The organism is Rhizobium sp. F40D2 (assembly GCF_051810745.2).
Taxonomy (GTDB): Bacteria; Pseudomonadota; Alphaproteobacteria; order Rhizobiales; family Rhizobiaceae; genus Rhizobium.
Genome location: NZ_CM131436.1, coordinates 190,035 through 207,889, shown reverse-complemented (window position 1 = coordinate 207,889; position 17,855 = coordinate 190,035). Strand labels below are relative to the sequence as shown.

The window sequence follows — 17,855 nt, the reverse complement described above, 5'->3', positions numbered from 1 at the left end:
AGAGAAATGGGCATTGAAAGGGCAGGCGACACATTGGCCGCCCTTGCAAGCTCTATTGCACAGTCCATTGCGCGATGTCGTCGCGCTCGCCGATCAGCGCCAGGCCGTGAGCGATCGACAGAAGCTCGCCGCCGCTTTCGATCCGGTCGCGCTCGAAGCGCTCGTTGAAGATCCGCCGCACCGCCGGCACGAAGGAGGTGCCGCCAGTGAGAAACACCTTGTCGATCTCTCCTGGCTTCGTCTTGGTCTTGTCGAGCACGTCGTCGAGCGCGACCTCGATGCGGGCGAGATCCTCGGCGATCCAGCCTTCGAAATCGCTGCGACGGATGCTGCGATGTCCGCCGCGGCCAAGCGGCGCGAAATCGAAAGGCGCCTCTTCGGCGGCCGACAGCGCCATCTTCGTCGCCGACACCGCCTGATAGAGCGGATAGCCCTCGTCATGGTCGATGAGGTCGATGAAGATTTCGAGCTTTTCCGGTTCCAGGCTGGTGCGCACCAGCTTTTTCAGATCCTCGAATTCGCGCGTCGTCTTGAAGATCGACAGCTGGTTCCAGCGGCCGAAGCTGGAATAGTAGTTGGACGGGACTTCAAGGATCTTGTCGAAGCTTTTGAAATGGCTGCCCTTGCCGATCTGCGGCGCGACGATGTTGTCGATCATCCTGTAGTCGAAATGGTCGCCGGCGACGCCGACGCCGGAATGGCCGATCGGCGTTGCCGTCAGCTTGCCGGCGTGGGTCTCGAAGCGGATCAGCGAATAGTCGGTCGTGCCGCCGCCGAAATCGGCGACCAACACGGTCGCGTCCTGCTTCAGGTTCTGCGCGAAGTAGAAGGCGGCGGCGACAGGCTCGTAGACATAGTGGATTTCGGGAAAGCCGAAGCGCGACAGCGCCTCGTTATAACGTTCGGTCGCAAGATCAGGGTCGGGGCTGGCTCCGGCAAAATGCACCGGCCGGCCGGTGACGATGCGGCTGACGTTGGATGGCCAGTTGTCGCCGGCGTAATTGCGCAGCCGTCTGATGAAAACCTCCATCAGATCCTCGAAATTATGCCGCTTGGCGAAGATCAGCGTGCCCTGGAACAACGGGCTCGCCGCAAAGGTTTTGATCGACTGCAGAAAACGGCATTCGCCGGGATTGTCAATGAACTGGCGGATCGCCGCATGACCCGCCTCCACCTTTAGTGCCGAGGCGCCGAGTTGCGCATCCTTCATGAAGGAAAGCGCCGTGCGCATGCTGTCGGCCGTGCCTTCTGTGCTCGTGAATGCCATCGAGCGCGTCGCCCCGCCATCCGCCTTGGCAAGCACCGTATTCGTCGTGCCAAAGTCCAAACCCAGCGCCTGAGCCATGCCCGCACCTCTTCATGCCGATTGTTATTGGAGACGGAGCGTGGCTCCGCGAAGGGACGTAAGCACGCCCCGGATTCAGGAGGGCGGGTGATGCCACAGAGGCGCGACACATTCAAGAGGATCGAAAGCTGAAGTGATCGGGCGCACTTCTTCTCCCAGTCGGGGAAAAGAAGTGCGCCGCAAGGCTTGGCGATACTGAACTCAGAGGGCCGTCATCATTCGGCAGCCATAGCCCTTGCCTCGTGCACCACCGGCTCCTCGACTTTCCTTCCGCCGATCAGGCGGCCGAGGAAATCGCCGAAGCGGTCCATCTCGACGAAAATGACCGGGGTGATGAACAGTGTCAGCATCTGCGAGACGATGAGGCCGCCGACGACGGCGATGCCGAGCGGCTGGCGCAGCTCCGAGCTTGCGCCGGTGCCGAGCGCGATCGGCAGGGCGCCGAGCAGGGCACAGAAGGTCGTCATCATGATCGGCCGGAAGCGCCGCACGCAGGCCTCGTGGATCGCCGCCGTCGCCTTTTCGCCGGTCGTGCGCATGGTCTCCACCGCCACGTCGATCATCATGATCGCGTTCTTCTTGACGATGCCGATCAGCATCAACAGGCCGATCAGGGCGATGATCGACAGATCGAAGCCCATGATCTTCAACGCCAGCAGCGCACCGAAGGCCGCGGCCGGCAGGCCGGAGAGGATGGTGAGCGGATGGATGAAGCTCTCATAGAGCACGCCGAGCACGACATAGATGGTCAGCACCGCCGCCAGGATCAGATAGGGCGTATTGCCCTGCGACTGCTGGAAGATCTCCGCCGTACCGCCATAGGAGGTGAAGACGTCGGCCGGCACGCTGATGTCCTTCTTGATCTGCTCGATTGCCGCCGTGGCATTGCTGAGCGACACGCCTTCCGGCAGGTTGAAGGATACCGTGGTCGAAACCAGCTGGCCCGTCTGGTTGATAGTGACCGGCCCGGTGGTGCGCTGTACATGGGCGAAGTTCGACAGCGGCACCAGGCTGCCATTGGCGGAGGCGACACGGATTTCCGACAGCTTCTGGTCGTCCCAGGGTTTGCTGGTATCGTATTCGACGATGACGTCGTAGCTGTCGCCGGTCGACTGGATTTCCGCGGCCGCATAGCCGCTGAAGGATTCCTGCAGCGTCGTGCGCAGCGTGTCGTTGTCGATGCCGTAGGCGGCTGCCCGCTCGCTATCGATGACGATATTGGCCTGCAGGGCGTTGTTCTGGGCGTCCGAGGTTACATCCGTGAACAGGCCTCGGTCGCTGCGCATCGCCGCCTGGATCTTGCCGGCCCAGAGGTTGGTCTGGTCGGCGTTCAGAGCCTGCACCACCAGCTGATACTGGCTGGCGGTCTGGCGGCCGCCGAAGCGCAGGCTCTGGTTCGGCGTCACGAAGGCCTGCAAGCCGGGGATCTTGTTGATCGCCGTGCGCAACTCGCGCAGCGTCTGGTCTAGCGGCGGGCGCTCCTTCTTGTCCTTGAGCTCGACAAACATCGAGCCGTTGTTCTGCGGTTTGTTCGGGTTGCCGCCGATCGTCGACATCACGTGGTTGACCGCCGGGTTCGCCTTGACGGCGGCTGCCGCCTGCTGCTGAAGCGCCTCCATGGCGGTATAGGAAATATCCTGGCGCGCCTGGGTGCTGATGGTCAGCCGGCCGATGTCTTCCTGCGGGAAGAAGCTCGTCGGCAGCGTCATGAAGAAATAGATCGTCAGCGCCACCGAGCCGACGAAAACCCCGAGGATCGTCAGGCGATGGCGAAGGCACCAGCCGACCGCCCTGTCATAGCCGTTGAGCGTCCGTTCGAAACCGGCATCGAAGATGCGGATGAGGAGCGGCGGGCGGCTGTGGTTGTTGGAGAGCCGCGAGCCGAGCATCGGCGTCACGGTCAGCGAGACGATCGCCGACGAGATGATGGCGATGGCGACCACCATGCCGAATTCGTTGAACACGCGGCCGACGACGCCGCCCATCAGGAGGATCGGGATGAACACCGCAATCAGCGAAACCGACATGGAGATGATGGTGTAGCTGACCTCGCCGGCCCCCTTGATCGCCGCTTCCCGCACCGGCATGCCTTCCTCGACATGGCGCAGGATGTTTTCCAGCATGACGATCGCGTCGTCGACAACCAGCCCCACCGCGAGCGTCAGCCCCAAGAGCGAGATGTTGTCTATGCTGTAGCCGAGCACATACATCATGCCGAAGGTCGAGATCAGCGACAGCGGAACGGCAAGTCCCGGAATGATCGTTGCCGTGGCATGGCCGGTAAAGAGATAGATCACGAGAACGACGAGACCGATCGTCAGGAACAGTGTGAACTTCACGTCTGAAATGGCGGCGCGAATGGGTTTTGCCGCGTCGTTCATGACGACGGTGTTCACCGAAGGCGGGATTTCGGCGTGGAGCTGCGGCAGCTTGGCGTTGATCGCATCGACGACATCGACCGTGTTGGCATCCGGCTGACGCTGGATGGCGAGGATGATGCCGCGCTGGCCGTCATACCAGCTGCCGGTATACTGGTTCTCGACACTGTCCTGCACATCGGCGACATCGCCGAGATGGATCGGCGCGCCGTTCGGATTGGCGATGACCAGCGAGCGGAATTGTTCGGCATTGGTGCGCTGCGTGTTCGCCGTGATGGTCATGCTCTGCGAATTGTTCTGCAGCGTTCCCACCGGCTGCTGGCTGTTGGCGGCAGCAAGCGCCTTGTTGACGGTATCGATGCCGATGCCGCGGGTGAGCAACTTGTTGGGATCGACCTCGACGCGCACCGCATAGGTCTGCGCACCGTAGACGCTGACCTGGGCAACGCCGGGAAGCGTGGACAGCGATGGCGAGATGATGTCCTCGGCGATCTCGTCGAGCTTGCTGCGCGGCATTGTGTTGCTCTGCACGGAGAGCAGCATGACCGGCGCATCGGCCGGGTTGGTCTTGCGATAGCTCGGCGGCGTCGTCAGATTGTCGGGCAACTGCCGGGTGGCATGCGAGATCGCCGCCTGCACGTCGGCTGCGGCCGCGTCGATATCGCGGTTGAGATCGAACTGCAGCACGATACTGCTGCTGCCGAGCGAGCTCGAGGCACTGATTTCGCTGATCCCGGGAATGGTCTCGAACTGCTTGATCAGCGGCGTGGCAACCGAGGTCGCCATCGTCTGCGGCGAGGCGCCGCTCAACTGCGCCGAAACGTTGATTGTCGGAAAATCGACTTGTGGCAGAGCCGCGACGGGCACCAGCCGGTAACCGGCAAGGCCGGCCAGAATGACGCCGATGGCGAGCAGCGTTGTTGCGACGGGGCGCTGGATACAGAAATTCGGGATCATTGCTGAGCTCCCACCGCGATCGTCTCGGACTGCTGGGTCTGCCGAGGCTCGTCGGCGGAGGCGACATCAAGCGCTTTTTCGTCGAACTGCTCGTTGATCGCCTGCTGGTCGCTGAGCTGGCCCTGGCCCTCGACGACAACATGGTCGCCTTCCGAAAGACCCGATGCGATGGCGGTGAAACCACCATTGGCGCGGGCAACGGTGACCGGCGTCAGATGCGATTTGCCGTCCTTGGCGACGAAGGCGAAGAAGCCCTCCGGGCCGGGGCTGACGGCAACCGTCGGCACCACCACCTGCTGTTCGTCATTGTTGAAATGCACGACGACGTTGACCGACTGACCTGGCCAGAGCGCGCCGGAGGCATTCTCGAATTTCGCCTTGGCGAGGATCGTGCCCGAGGCGGTGTCGACGGTGTTGTCGTAGAAGCTGATCTCGCCCTTGCGGACATGCCCCTTGGTGGAAGCGGGAACCGTGCTGACCTCGACCGGGCCGGCTGCGAGCGCGGTCTTCAATTCCCTGAGATAGCGTTCCTGCAGGTGGAATTTCACATAGATCGGATCGTATTTGGCGATGGTGACGATCGCCGAGCCGGCGTTGAGGAAGGCGCCCTTGCTGATGGCGATATCGCCGAGCCGGCCGTCGAAGGGGGCTCGGATATCGGTATTATCGAGGATGATCTGATCGGAGGCCAGCGTCGCCTTATCGGCATCGACCGTCGCGGCGGCGGTATCGCGGGCGGCTCTCGCCTGATCGAGGCTCTGCTGGGTGCCGGCTTTCTGGTCGAAGAGGTCCTGCGCACGCACCAGCGCGGTTTCGGATTCCGAAAGCGTTGCCGTATCCCGGACGATCATCGCATTGTCCTTGTCGACCGCGGCCTTGGCCGTCCGGTCGTCGAGCTTGGCGATCAGGTCGCCGGCTTTGACGGTCGCCCCATCCTGGCCATTGATGCTGACGATCAGGCCCTGTTCCTGCGCGGCAATGGTGGTGTTGTCGTCGGCATCGGCCCAGCCGGACGCCGTCACATCCGTCGGCAGCGTCGTTTTTAAGGCTGCGACGGTCTTCACGACTGTCGGGCCACCGCCGCCGCGTCTGCGCCCGCCGCCCTGATGTTGCCCACCGTTTTGCGCTTGATCGGCCTGCGCCTGATCGCCCTGTCCTTGCTGCCCGCCATTGCCGCCGTCCGGCTGCTTGATGAACTGCGAGAGGTAGGGGATGCGGGAGGTATACGGGATCAGATTCCCGAATTGCCAGACGCCGACGGCGGCAACTGCTATAACGCTGACAGTGATCCAAAATTTCTTCATGGGCGAGACCGGGGTGTTGAACGGGGGGGCGATTTTTATGCCCGGATTGAGCCGCTTATATTGCGGCGCAAAAAAGACATAATTCCCGGGGCGCAATCACTAAGTGGTTATAACGGCTTAAATTTTTGTAATGAATATTCCGTAATATTCAAACTGTACTAATATAGGGCCAGTGTAATCCGGTGCCGTTTGACGGCCGACGGGCAGGCGGTTCGCGACAAGACGAAATCGGTCCGCGTGCCGCTCGTTGCCCGGCGAAAAACACGGGATAAAACCAGAGAAGGCAGGTCGTCATGACCGAGTTGAACGCCAGCGAATTTCGCTCTCTCATCATCAGCGTGTTTCCTAAACTCACGGGCTCCGTCTTCAAACTGGCGGCGAAGAGCTGGGATTCACTTGCCGTCGACGTCGATGACACGCTGATCTTCAAGTTTCCCCGCCATCCAGCCGCGGAAAGAGCGCTTGTGAAGGAAGCCGCCCTGCTCGACATCATCAGGCCGTCGTTGTCGATGGCGGTTCCCGACATGCACATTCACGACGGGCCACCGATCTTTTCCAGCCATGCCAAGCTCGAAGGCGAACATCTCATTGCCGAAGATTACGAGGCGCTGGGGCAGGGCGTTCGCCGGCACCTCGCCGATGACCTAGCACGGTTTTACGCCGAGCTGCACGTGCTTGATGCCGATCGTCTGCGTCAAGCCGGGATCGGAGCCATCCCGCCATGGCAATCGCCCGACGCGGTGCGAACGAAGGCTTTGCCGCTACTGCCGCCCGACGTCAGTCGTTTTGCCGAGGCCGTCATTGCCGATTTCGAAACCTTGCCGCCCGATCCCCACGGCACGGTATTCGGCTTCTTCGACGGCCATGGCTGGAACATGGCCTTCGACCATGCGCAAGGGAGGCTCAACGGCATTTACGATTTCGCCGATTCAGGTTTTGGCCCGTTGCACCAGGAATTCATCTACTCGAATTTCATCTCACCGGATCTGACCGCACGCATCGTATCGGCCTATGAAATGCTGACCGGACACAAGCTCGACCGACGGCGCATTGCGATCCTGACGGGCTTCCATCGTCTTTCCGAGCTCGCTGAACTCGCAGACGATCCGGCCCATGTCGGATTGATGGTCCAAAATGTTGCGACATGGGCTGCGGCCGCCCATGTCGGCTAAAGCATGTCGCCCGGACGTGTGTAGCGGTTCCGGGATAACGACATGCATAAAACAAAGAGCTAAAGCGCGTCGCATGAAGCAAGTTTGCTGCGACGCCTTTAAAGCAGCCGTCAGACGGATCGGGCCGCGCCGCCATCGCAGCGGATCAGCGAGCCGGTGATGTAGCTTGCCGGCTGGCTGCACAGGAAGGCAGCCGCTGCGGCAAATTCCTCGACCCTGCCGTAGCGGCCGACCGGAATGCGCGCTTCCTTGTCGGTGCGGATCTCTTCGAGGCTCTTGCCCGTCCGCTTTGCCGCCGCCCCGTCGAGATCGTCGAGACGGCCTGTCAGGATGCTGCCCGGCAAAAGCAGGTTGGTGGTAACGCCGAAGCCCGCCACTTCGGAGGCAAGTGTCTTGCTCCAGCCGGCAAGCGCCGGGCGCAGCGTATTCGACAGCGCCAGATTGGCGATCGGTTCGATCACGCCTGAGGAGGCGACCGTCAGGATGCGACCCCAGCCCTGTGCCTTCATGCCGGGCAGCAGCGCATTGGTCAGCGTGATAACGCGGGCGACCATCGAGAGGAAATAGGTCTCGAGCTTTTCACCGGTCATGTCCTCGGTCGTGCCAGGCGTCGGCCCGCCGGTATTGTTGACGAGGATATCGAGCCCGCCGAACTTCTCCTTCACTGCGCTCGTCACCGTCTCGACGAAGCGTTCATCCCCGAGGTCGGCCCAGATCCAGTCGGCCCGGCCTTTGCCTTCGCTGTTGATCGCCTTGCAATTGGCCTCCAGCTGCTCGCCGCTGCGCCCGCAAAGCAGCACGTTAACGCCTTCGCGCGCCAGCGCTACGGCGATGCCGAGGCCAAGCCCGCGCGAGGAGGCGAGGATGAGCGCCCGTTTGCCTTCGATGCCGAGATCCATGATTGTCCTCCAAACTCTTTGAGCGATGTATAAGGCGCAAGCGGCGGAAAAGGAAAGGCAGTGTGATCGGTTCGGCGGGGTTTACTAATTGACGTTGACGTAAGCGTTATATAATTTGAACACACAAGGCCTATCGTTGTGCGAATTGAAGATTGGCTGTCGTATCCCGGCTCGACAACGCTTTCTCGTTTTGACAAGAAAGTGCTTATGAGGATGACGGCCGTGTGCCGCCGAGCGGAGATGAATGAATGACCGAGACGACTGAGTTGCCCGAACGCGAGAGCATGGAATTCGACGTGGTGATCGTCGGCGCAGGTCCGGCCGGTCTGTCCGCGGCGATCCGGCTGAAGCAGGTCAATCCGGAGCTTTCGGTCGTCGTGCTGGAGAAGGGCTCGGAAGTCGGCGCCCATATTCTCTCGGGCGCCGTCGTCGATCCGATCGGCATCGATAGACTGCTGCCCGGCTGGCGCCAGGAAGCCGATCATCCCTTCAAGACTGAGGTCAACGCCGACCACTTCCTGCTGCTCGGCCCTGCCGGCTCGATCCGCCTGCCGAATTTTTTGATGCCGCCGCTGATGAACAATCACGGCAACTACATCGTCTCGCTCGGGCTCGTCTGTCGCTGGCTGGCTACTAAGGCCGAGGAGCTCGGCGTCGAGATCTATCCGGGCTTTGCCGCCACCGAAGTGCTCTATGATGACAAGGGCGCGGTGATCGGTGTTGCCACCGGCGACATGGGCATCGAGAAGAACGGCGAGCCCGGCCCGAACTATACCCGCGGCATGGAACTGCTCGGCAAATATGTGCTGATCGGCGAGGGCGTGCGCGGCTCGCTCGCCAAGCAGTTGATCGCCAAATTCGACCTGCAGAAGGACCGCGAGCCGCAAAAGTTCGGCATCGGCATCAAGGAGCTCTGGCAGGTCAAGCCCGAGAACCACAAGCAGGGCCTGGTGCAGCACTCCTTCGGCTGGCCGCTCGGCATGAAGACCGGCGGCGGCTCCTTCCTCTATCACCTGGAAGACAATCTGGTCGCCGTTGGCTTCGTCGTCCATCTGAACTACAAGAACCCCTACCTCTACCCCTTCGAGGAGTTCCAGCGCTTCAAGACCCATCCGGCGATCCGCGGTACCTTCGAGGGCGGCAAGCGGCTCTCTTATGGCGCCCGCGCCATCACCGAGGGCGGTTACCAGTCGGTGCCGAAGCTCTCCTTCCCGGGCGGGGCGCTGATTGGCTGTTCGGCCGGCCTGGTCAACGTTCCCCGCATCAAGGGCAGCCACAATGCGGTGCTGTCGGGCATGCTGGCGGCCGAGAAGATCGCGGCGGCAATTACGGCCGGCCGCAGCCATGACGAGGTGGCCGAGATCGAGAACGAATGGCGCCAGGGCGACATCGGCAAGGATCTCAAGCGGGTGAGGAACGTCAAGCCGCTGTGGTCGAAGTTCGGCACGGCGCTCGGCGTGGCGCTCGGCGGCTTCGACATGTGGACCAACACCTTGTTCGGCTTTTCCGTCTTCGGCACGCTTGGTCATGGCAAGACCGATGCGCAGTCGCTGGAACCAGCCGCACAGCACAAGCCGATCGCCTATCCGAAGCCGGATGGCGTCCTGACCTTCGACCGTCTGTCCTCGGTGTTCCTGTCGAACACCAATCACGAGGAGGACCAGCCGGTGCATCTGCAGGTCAAGGACATGGGCCTGCAGAAGCGTTCGGAACACGACATCTATGCCGGCCCGTCGACGCGCTACTGTCCGGCCGGCGTCTATGAATGGGTTGAGAAGGACGGCAAGGACACCTTCGTCATCAACGCCCAGAACTGCGTGCACTGCAAGACCTGCGACATCAAGGACCCCAACCAGAACATCAACTGGGTGCCGCCGCAGGGCGGCGAGGGGCCGGTCTATCCGAATATGTGAGGCGGACTATCCCCACCGCCGACAATTTTTACGTGCTGACGCCTTCGTGATCACTTGGTGCCGGCTGCCGTTAGCCGTTCGTTAACCATAATTTCCTTAGCTTGCGACATCTTGTTGACGCACTAAGGACACATTCATGACGATCTCCCGCCGGGGCTTTCTGATCGCTCTGCCGCTTTTTGTCGCCGGCTGCTCTTCGACCGGCCTGAACAGCCAGACGAATTACGCCGCACTTCCGGATGAAAAATTCCCGTTGAAGCAGGTGCCGATCGACAAGATCAAGCCGGAGCTCCGCCGCCAGGAAATGGCCTATGAAACCACCCATGCAGCCGGCACGGTGATCGTCGATACCCCAGCGCGCCGCGCCTACTACGTCCTCGGTGACGGCAGGGCGGTGCGGTACGGCGTCGGCGTCGGTCGCGAGGGACTGGCCTTTGCCGGCAACGCCTATATCGGCCGCAAGGCGGAGTGGCCGAGCTGGACGCCCACCGAAAACATGCAGCGCCGCGAAGAGCGCTATCGCAAGCTCGCCGGCGGCATGCCGGGCGGCCCGAACAACCCGCTCGGCGCACGCGCCATGTATCTCTATCGCGGCGGCGGCGACACGCATTTCCGCATTCACGGCACCAACCAGCCGCAATCGATCGGTCTTGCCATGTCGAGCGGCTGTATCCGCATGATGAACCACGACGTGATCGACCTCTATAGCCGTGTCGAAGTCGGTGCCAGGGTCGTCGTCATCCAGGCTTGAGCGACCCAAATTACCTTCATTGAAAAAGCCGCCGCAGCGATGGCTGTCGGCGGCCTTCGACTTTGTTGGCTTCGGCCGGTGGTCAGCGGTGCCGGGCGGCGATCCCTGTGGAAAGTGCCACGCCGATGCCGGTGATCACGGCGGCGCTGATTTCCGTCAGCCCGATCGGTTCGCCAAGCAGGAAACCGCCACCCAGCGTTGCCAGCACCGGTGTCAGCGCCGTGAAGGCTGCGGCCTGAGTTCCGCCGAGGGTTCTGACGGCGGTGCCGTAGGCCAGCATGGCGACGAGGCCGGAAAGAATACCCTGGCTCAGAACCTGCAGGCCGATTTCCGGGAGAGGCGCCTGCGGCAGCGAGATGCCGAAGATGAGGGCAAGCACGCCCATGATCAGGAAGGACCAGACGGCGATCAGCGCGCTTGCCTGCACAGCCGTCAGGCCCGAGCGGCGGAAGGCGTGCGTATAGCTCGCCCAGAGAACAGCGCCGGCCGGGAGCAGCAGGAAGCTCGTCCATGGCAGCGAGGCATCTGCAAGGCTGTGCGTGAGCAGGACGAGCACGCCGGCGACGATCGCCGCAAGCCCGGCGATACGGGTGGTATCGGGTCTTTCGCCAAACAGCACGATGCCGATCAGAGCCGCTGCGAGCGGCATCGAGCCGCCGAGCAGAATGCCCGAAGAGGCAGCTGGCGTCGAATGAATTGCCAGCGTGGTCAGCAGGAAGAAGACGGCGCCCGAGCCGGACACCATGATCGCCAGCAGGTGCAGCGGCATGGACTTCGGCAGCAGACCTGTCTTCAGCCAGACCGGCGAAAGCACCAGTGCGGGAATTCCGAAGCGGATCAGCCCGATGTCGATCGAGCCGAGCGGCGTTGCGGCGCTGTGGCGGGTGACAAGAAACCATGTCGCCCAGATCAGTACGGTAACAGTGCCGCCGGCATAACCCAGGGCCTGCGATGGCGATTTGTCGTTCGTAAATGCAATTGTGGTCATCGTCCTGTCCCTTCCTTCATCCGGAGCGTTCCGGTCGAGGAAAAGATTAGTCCGAGACGGCAGGGCATGTCCTTGCTATCTCTGGCTCAAAAATCATGATACGCGCAATCTTCTGCCAAACGACGCCAACAGGAATCGCGAAAATGCCAAATCTCGATAAATTCGATATCGCCATCCTCAAGTGCCTGCAGGAGGATGCGCGTGCCACCAATGTCGAGATCGCCGAGAAGGTAAACCTTTCGCCGTCGCCCTGCCTGCGCCGCATCCGCAATCTCGAACGCTCCGGCATCATCCGCGGTTACACCGCCGATATCGACCGCAAGGAAGTCGGCCTCGGCCTGACCGTCTTCGTCGAGTTCAAGGTCGTCCATCATAGCCGCGAGAATTCCGAGGCGCAGCAGAAGGCGCTGCTCGCCATCCCCGAGATCGTCTCCTGCTTCCTGATTTCGGGCACCGCCGATTTCCTCGCCGAAGTGGTGGTGGAGGACCTCGCCGCCTACGAGCGGCTTCTGACGGAAACGCTGTTGACCCTGCCGAATGTCAGCGACATCCGCTCGAACTTCGCCATCCGCAGCATCAAGACACACGGACCGTTGAAGCTGCCCGAGGGAAAATGATTTCCCTCGGGCTTGCTGGCTCTACAGAAGCGTCCCGCTGAGGATGAGCAGTGCCACCGTGAAGTAGATGACGAGCCCGGTGACATCCACCAGCGTGGCGACGAAGGGGGCCGAGGCGCTGGCCGGATCAAGCCGGAGCTTCTGCAGCACGAAGGGCAGCATCGAGCCGCAGATCGAGCCGAAGGTGACGATCCCGATCAGGGCGGCAAACACCGTGATGGCGACCATCTGCCAATGCGGGCCGTAATCATAGAGCCCGGCCGACTGCCAGAAGACGATGCGCGTGAAGCCGACGAGGCCGAGGATCGCGCCAAGCACGATACCTGTGGGAAGTTCGCGCAATAGCACCTTCCACCAGTCGGAAAGCTTCAGCTCGCCGAGCGCCAAGGCCCGGATGATCAGCGAGGTCGCCTGCGAACCGGAATTGCCGCCCGAGCTCATGATCAGCGGGATGAACAGCGTCAGCACCACGGCCTTTTCCAGCTCGCCTTCGAAATGCTGCATGGCGCTTGCCGTCAACATCTCGCCGAGGAACAGGGCGGCGAGCCAGCCGGCGCGCTTGCGGATCATGCCGGCGAAGCCGATCTTCATATAGGGCTGGCCGAGCGCCTCCATGCCGCCGAACCTCTGGGCCGCTTCGGTGGTGTCAGAGATCATCGTATCGATCACGTCGTCGACGGTGACGATGCCAAGCATCTGCCCATGGTCGTCGGTGACCGGCAGGGCGAGCAGGTCGTGCTTGCGGATCAGCCGGGCGACATCCTCCTGCTTCATCAGCGGATCGGCCGAAACCGGCGTGCCTTTCTGCGCCACCGTGAGGATGGAAGCCTCAGGCTCGCCGGTGATGAGGCGGCGCAGCGTCACCACATGCATGAGCGCATGGCTGACCTCGTCGAGCACATAGATCGCATAGACGGTCTCGCGCGAGCGTTCGACCTGGCGCACATGGTCGAGTGTCTGGGCAACCGTCCAGTTCCCCGGCACGCTGACAAACTCCGTCGTCATGATGCCGCCGGCCGTGCGCGGCGGATAGCCCATCAGGTGCTGGATCGCGATGCGCACCGGTTCGTCGAGGCTGGCAAACAGGCGGGCGCGGGTCTCGCCGTCGAGTTCGAGCAGCACGTCGGCGACACGGTCGTTGGACATGCCGTGCAGCAGCCGTGCGGCATCCTCGGCACTGATCAGCGCCAGGATCTGCGCGGCGTTGCGAAGCTCCGGCCGGTCGAGAATATTGACGGCATAGTCGAGCGGCATGCCGGTCAGCACACGGCCGGCTTCTTGGACGGTCAGTGCGTTCAATGCATCGACGCGTTCGGCGATCGTTGCACCGCGGCTGTTGTTGATGAAGGCACGGGCAGCATGGCCTGCCCGAAGTGGGAAGCGATTGATGTTCATTGAGGCTCGCCTTTCCGTCGATCCGCCGTAGCGTCCCGAACGGGCGAGCCGACAGGAGTCGGTCAGCGCACGAGGGCCGCGTACGGCAAAGGCAATCGACTGCTACTGTCGCTTGGCATCTGAGTGATGGCTCCGTTGAAATCCGTGGAAGACAAGTGTCGTCCACGTGTGATGCTAGGTGGTCTCGAACGCGGAATAAGTCAAGCGGGGTAAATGCTTAACGCTAGAATGTCGCACCTCCGCGCATTGCGAGCGGAGATGCTTTACGCGGCCTGCGTGCGCCGGTTGCGGTGCTCCAGCCGTGCTGAGGCTGCGAAGACGAAGAGGCCTAGGAAGGAAAGTGCTGCGCCGACATAACCGGTTGCGGCGAAACCGTAACCCCAGGCGATGACGAGGCCGCCGAGCCAGGCGCCGATCGCATTGGCGATGTTAAAGGCGGAATGGTTGGAGGCGGCAGCAAGCGTCTGCGCATCGGCGGCGACATCCATCAGCCGGGTCTGCAGCGCCGGGCCAGCGGCAAAACCGCAGCCGACGAGGAAGACCGAGAGGCCGAGCATGTAGGGGTTGGCGGCGGTCAGCGAGAAGGTGGTCAGCACGACGATATTATAGACGAGCGAGCCGCCGATCGTGCCGAGCAGCGATTTGTCGGCAAGCCACGAGCCGATGAAATTGCCGGCATTCATGCCGACGCCGAAGAGCACCAGCATGATCGGAACGGCCGTTTCCGGCAGCATTGCCACTTGGGTCGTCGTCGAAGCAATATAGCTGAACATCGCGAACATGCCGCCGTAACCGACGGCGGCGATGCCGAGCGTCAACCACACCTGCGGCCGGCGGAAGGCGCCGAGTTCGCGTAGGAAGCTTGCCTCTTCGGAAACCCTGTCCTGGGGAACGTAGAACCAGATCAGCACCACCGTCAGCAGGCCGAGCACGCCGACGGAGAAAAATGCGATCTGCCAGTCGAGCGACTGGCCGAAGAACGTCGTCAAGGGCGTGCCGAGAAGTGTCGCGACGGTGAGGCCGAGCATGACGCGGCCGACAGCCCGCGCGCGGCGATGCACCGGCACCATCGAGGCGGCGACCAGCGCCGCCACGCCGAAATAGGCGCCATGCGGCAGGCCGCTGACGAAGCGCAGCAGCGTGAAGGTTTCGAAGGTCGGCGCCATGGCGCTGAAGATATTGCCGGCGGCAAAGATCAGCATCAGTGTCAGGAGCAGCGTTCGGCGCGCCATTTTCGCGGCGAGCACGGCGATAACGGGCGCGCCGATGACGACGCCGAGCGCATAGGCGCTGATGACGTACCCGGCCTGCGGCGTCGTCACCGCGAAGGTCTCGGCGACATTCGGCAGCAGGCCCATGATCGCGAATTCGCCGGTGCCGATGCCGAAGCCGCCGCAGGCGAGCGCCAGCTGAACCAGGGCGACGGTCGTTGCCGCCGGCAGCTCGTCATCCGGCTGGCTTCCGACGGAATCATTGATGGCGATCTCACTCACGAGCGCTCCTCGGGACGGTTTTCTGCTTGGCAATGGCCTCCGGCGCAAGCGCGGCCGCGAGGCGATCGTGGTATATGGCGGGAAGTGGAGACGATCTCTCCGATATCTGATCTATCCGTGATGGGCGGGCAGGCGTCGAGTGCATTTTTCGCAGTGCAGCGTCCTGCTATGTGCATATGTCCGTTGCAATATTTGCATTTCTGTCATTCCCTCGGAAAGACGGATGCGCTTGAAATCGCGAATGCCGCAACCATCTCAAGGCAAAGGCAGGACCATTTCCGCGCCAGGGACGGGAGCCCTTATGAAGCTTGTAGGCTTTTTCAATCGCGACGGCGGCACCTTCAGGACCACCGACATGCCGGCCTACGAAAAGAGGGCGGAGGAGGCGTTCCGCGAAGCGGGGCACGATTTCGACGCCATCGTCTTCTCCGGAAAGGAGATTATTCCCGCCATGGAGCGGGCGGCCAAGCGTGACGATATCGACGGCATTGTCGCCGGCGGTGGCGACGGCACGATTTCGGCCGCGGCATCGATCGCCTGGAAAAACGGTATTGCGCTCGGCGTCGTGCCCGCTGGCACCATGAACCTTTTTGCCCGCTCGCTGCGTGTGCCGCTCGATATCTGGCAGGCGCTCGATGTGCTTGCCACCGGCGAGATTGACAATGTCGATATTGCCAGCGCCAACGGCCGCCCCTTTATCCACCAGTTTTCCGCCGGCCTGCACGCCCGTATGGTGCGCTACCGCAACGCCTACAGCTATCGCTCCAGGCTGGGTAAGATCCGTGCGAGCACGAAGGCAGCCTTGGGCGTCGTGTTCAATCCGCCGGAATTCGAAGTCGAGTTCGAGGCGGCCGGCATGCGGGAGCGCCGCTGGGTGTCGGCGATCTCGGTCTCCAACAATCCTTTCGGCGAAAACGCGCTTCTCTATGCCGATAATCTTAGAAGCGGCGAACTCGGCTTCTATACGGCAAACCCCCTGAGGCCCCTCGGTGTCGCCCGCCTCGCTATGGACATGCTGCGCGGCAAGGTCCGCGAAAACGCCGACGTTATGGTGATGCACCCGGCTGAAGTGCACCTGCATTTCCCGAAACTGCGCTCCAAGGCCAATTGCGTGATGGACGGCGAGCTGCTCCCGCTTGAACGCAATGTCTCGATCCGGTTGCATCCGGGCGAGTTGAAGGTTCTCGTCAAGCAGGGTTTGGCGGCGCAGGTGGATGCGGCCGAACGGCGCGAGCCCGCCGCGTAAGTCGGCCGCGGCGTGAGCTTCAGAGCCGCGGCAGATAGGTGCGATAATCGAAATCCGAGACGGTGCGCAGATGCGCAAGCGCCTCCTTCCGTTTGGTGTCGCCATAGAGCGCCTGATAGCCTGCGCCGAAGATATCGGCGATGAAGGGCGAGGTGCGGAAGGTCTCGACCGCGCTGAGGAAATCATGGGTCAGCCGCGTCGCATTGGCAGGCGTGTGGCCGGGTGTCGTCTCCTCGCCGGGGTCGAGTTCGCTGTCGAGGCCAAGCAGCATGCCGCCGAGGATCGCCGCCAGCAGCAGATAGGGATTGGCATCGGCGCCAGCGACGCGGTGCTCGATGCGGGCGGCCGGCCCGTCCTTGTCGGGTATGCGGATCGCCGTGCCGCGATGGCCGCTGCCCCAGGTGAGATCGACCGGTGCAAACGAGCCCGGCTGGAAGCGGCGATAGGAATTGGCGAACGGGGCGAAGATCAACTGCGCCGCGCGCATCGTGTCGAGCAGGCCTGCCGTCACCGATTTCAGCCGCGTCGGTTCGCCGCCCTTGGCATCGAGGATGTTGCGGCCTTGGCTGTCGATGACGCTCGCATGTACATGCAGGCCGGAGCCGGCATGGTCGGAATAGGGCTTGGCCATGCAGGTCGATTTCAGCCCGTGGCGGCGCGCTGCCTGCTCGGCGATACGCTTGAGATAGAGGCAATCGTCGGCGGCAGCCAGCGCGTCGGGGCGATGCAGCAGGTTGACCTCGAACTGGCCCGGGCCGAATTCCGCCGTGGTCGCATCCGCCGGCAGTCCCTGCGCCTTCGCATAGGCTCTTAGCGTCTGCAGATAGCCGTCGAGCGCATCGACGGCGCTCATGTCGTAGAGCTGGAAACCGTTCGGCTCGTCGCGATAGGTAAGGCTTTCAGGCGGGGAAGGGCGCCCGGTCTGGCGCCAGTCCCCCGACATCACGTAGAATTCCAGCTCGGTGGCAACGACAGGCGTCAGCCCGCGCACGCGGTAGCGCTCGACCACCGAAGCCAGGATGGCGCGCGGGTCCATGAAGCTCGGGCTGCCGTCGAATTCGTGCATGGTGGCGAGCACCTGCATCGAACCCTCCGGCGCCCAGGGCATCGGCACGAGGCTGCGCCGGTCGGCAACGACCATGCCGTCGGGGTCGCCAATCGTCAGCGACTGGCCGGTAATGTCGTCATTGTCGTCACCCCAGATGTCGAGCGATTGCGTCGAGGTCGGCAGGCGGATCTCGCCGGCCCAGACCTTGCCTTCGGCGCCGGATGGAAGCTGCTTGCCGCGCAGATCGCCGTTCATGCCAACGATCAGGATTTCGAAACGCGGATCGCCGCCCTCGGCCTTGCCGTCCATCCTGTCGCTCGCCATGACCTTGAAAATCCTCCTGGACAAG

13 protein-coding genes are annotated in these 17,855 nt (G+C 62.5%); 5 read left to right on the top strand and 8 right to left on the bottom strand.

The window, feature by feature from the left end:
- Positions 1-52: 52 nt before the first annotated feature.
- From ACS4RS_RS01035 to ACS4RS_RS01025, 3 genes are all read right to left on the bottom strand, one after another.
- Positions 53-1,345 (bottom strand): Hsp70 family protein, encoded by a 1,293-nt coding sequence (locus ACS4RS_RS01035; RefSeq protein ID WP_439009090.1) that lies wholly within the window; start codon positions 1,343-1,345, stop codon positions 53-55.
- Positions 1,346-1,560: 215 nt separating this feature from the next.
- A complete protein-coding gene (locus tag ACS4RS_RS01030) occupies positions 1,561-4,680 on the bottom strand; it encodes an efflux RND transporter permease subunit (protein WP_439009091.1) in 3,120 nt (1,039 codons plus the stop codon).
- Complete coding sequence (locus ACS4RS_RS01025) at positions 4,677-5,984, bottom strand: efflux RND transporter periplasmic adaptor subunit (RefSeq protein WP_449313839.1); 1,308 nt, start codon at positions 5,982-5,984, stop codon at positions 4,677-4,679. The genes ACS4RS_RS01030 and ACS4RS_RS01025 overlap by 4 nt, the downstream gene beginning before the upstream one ends.
- Before the next feature lie 293 nt (positions 5,985-6,277).
- Here ACS4RS_RS01025 and ACS4RS_RS01020 point away from each other — a divergent pair, with 293 nt between their 5' ends.
- On the top strand, positions 6,278-7,156 hold the full coding sequence (locus ACS4RS_RS01020) for a phosphotransferase (protein ID WP_439009092.1): 879 nt from the start codon (positions 6,278-6,280) through the stop codon (positions 7,154-7,156).
- Between the two features lie 110 nt (positions 7,157-7,266).
- On the opposite strand, the gene ACS4RS_RS01015 is transcribed toward ACS4RS_RS01020, so the two are convergent.
- Positions 7,267-8,055: an SDR family oxidoreductase gene (locus ACS4RS_RS01015; RefSeq protein ID WP_439009093.1), complete on the bottom strand. Its 789-nt coding sequence runs from the start codon at positions 8,053-8,055 to the stop codon at positions 7,267-7,269.
- Positions 8,056-8,303: 248 nt separating this feature from the next.
- Here ACS4RS_RS01015 and ACS4RS_RS01010 point away from each other — a divergent pair, with 248 nt between their 5' ends.
- The gene (locus tag ACS4RS_RS01010; protein ID WP_439009094.1) at positions 8,304-9,968 is read left to right on the top strand and encodes a 4Fe-4S dicluster domain-containing protein; all 1,665 of its coding nucleotides are present in this window, start codon (positions 8,304-8,306) and stop codon (positions 9,966-9,968) included.
- Between the two features lie 136 nt (positions 9,969-10,104).
- Entirely contained in the window at positions 10,105-10,719 is a 615-nt protein-coding gene (locus tag ACS4RS_RS01005; RefSeq protein WP_439009095.1) for a L,D-transpeptidase family protein, read from the top strand.
- 82 nt (positions 10,720-10,801) lie between these two features.
- Here the strand turns inward: ACS4RS_RS01005 and ACS4RS_RS01000 are convergent, their stop codons facing one another.
- Positions 10,802-11,707 (bottom strand): EamA family transporter, encoded by a 906-nt coding sequence (locus ACS4RS_RS01000; protein WP_439009096.1) that lies wholly within the window; start codon positions 11,705-11,707, stop codon positions 10,802-10,804.
- 95 nt (positions 11,708-11,802) lie between these two features.
- On the opposite strand from ACS4RS_RS01000, the gene ACS4RS_RS00995 reads away from it, so the two are divergent.
- The gene (locus ACS4RS_RS00995) at positions 11,803-12,324 is read left to right on the top strand and encodes a winged helix-turn-helix transcriptional regulator (protein ID WP_439009097.1); all 522 of its coding nucleotides are present in this window, start codon (positions 11,803-11,805) and stop codon (positions 12,322-12,324) included.
- A 21-nt stretch (positions 12,325-12,345) separates the two neighbouring features.
- Here the strand turns inward: ACS4RS_RS00995 and mgtE are convergent, their stop codons facing one another.
- Together mgtE and ACS4RS_RS00985 are read right to left on the bottom strand one after the other, a co-directional pair.
- Positions 12,346-13,719: a magnesium transporter gene (mgtE, locus tag ACS4RS_RS00990; RefSeq protein ID WP_439009098.1), complete on the bottom strand. Its 1,374-nt coding sequence runs from the start codon at positions 13,717-13,719 to the stop codon at positions 12,346-12,348.
- Positions 13,720-13,982: 263 nt separating this feature from the next.
- Positions 13,983-15,212: an MFS transporter gene (locus tag ACS4RS_RS00985; protein WP_439009099.1), complete on the bottom strand. Its 1,230-nt coding sequence runs from the start codon at positions 15,210-15,212 to the stop codon at positions 13,983-13,985.
- A gap of 301 nt (positions 15,213-15,513) precedes the next feature.
- On the opposite strand from ACS4RS_RS00985, the gene ACS4RS_RS00980 reads away from it, so the two are divergent.
- Positions 15,514-16,458, top strand: coding sequence for a diacylglycerol/lipid kinase family protein (locus ACS4RS_RS00980; RefSeq protein WP_449313838.1), 945 nt, complete (start codon positions 15,514-15,516; stop codon positions 16,456-16,458).
- Between the two features lie 19 nt (positions 16,459-16,477).
- On the opposite strand, the gene ACS4RS_RS00975 is transcribed toward ACS4RS_RS00980, so the two are convergent.
- Complete coding sequence (locus tag ACS4RS_RS00975; protein WP_439011778.1) at positions 16,478-17,830, bottom strand: glutamine synthetase family protein; 1,353 nt, start codon at positions 17,828-17,830, stop codon at positions 16,478-16,480.
- Between the last annotated feature and the right edge of the window lie 25 nt (positions 17,831-17,855).

Bases quoted from the DNA above. Each gene is read 5' to 3' on its own strand.
- ACS4RS_RS01035 (WP_439009090.1), bottom strand. From the start codon at position 1,345: ATGGCTCAGGCGCTGGGTTTGGACTTTGGCACGACGAATACGGTGCTT.
- ACS4RS_RS01030 (WP_439009091.1), bottom strand. From the start codon at position 4,680: ATGATCCCGAATTTCTGTATCCAGCGCCCCGTCGCAACAACGCTGCTC.
- ACS4RS_RS01025 (WP_449313839.1), bottom strand. From the start codon at position 5,984: ATGAAGAAATTTTGGATCACTGTCAGCGTTATAGCAGTTGCCGCCGTC.
- ACS4RS_RS01020 (WP_439009092.1), top strand. From the start codon at position 6,278: ATGACCGAGTTGAACGCCAGCGAATTTCGCTCTCTCATCATCAGCGTG.
- ACS4RS_RS01015 (WP_439009093.1), bottom strand. From the start codon at position 8,055: ATGGATCTCGGCATCGAAGGCAAACGGGCGCTCATCCTCGCCTCCTCG.
- ACS4RS_RS01010 (WP_439009094.1), top strand. From the start codon at position 8,304: ATGACCGAGACGACTGAGTTGCCCGAACGCGAGAGCATGGAATTCGAC.
- ACS4RS_RS01005 (WP_439009095.1), top strand. From the start codon at position 10,105: ATGACGATCTCCCGCCGGGGCTTTCTGATCGCTCTGCCGCTTTTTGTC.
- ACS4RS_RS01000 (WP_439009096.1), bottom strand. From the start codon at position 11,707: ATGACCACAATTGCATTTACGAACGACAAATCGCCATCGCAGGCCCTG.
- ACS4RS_RS00995 (WP_439009097.1), top strand. From the start codon at position 11,803: ATGATACGCGCAATCTTCTGCCAAACGACGCCAACAGGAATCGCGAAA.
- mgtE (WP_439009098.1), bottom strand. From the start codon at position 13,719: ATGAACATCAATCGCTTCCCACTTCGGGCAGGCCATGCTGCCCGTGCC.
- ACS4RS_RS00980 (WP_449313838.1), top strand. From the start codon at position 15,514: ATGAAGCTTGTAGGCTTTTTCAATCGCGACGGCGGCACCTTCAGGACC.
- ACS4RS_RS00975 (WP_439011778.1), bottom strand. From the start codon at position 17,830: ATGGCGAGCGACAGGATGGACGGCAAGGCCGAGGGCGGCGATCCGCGT.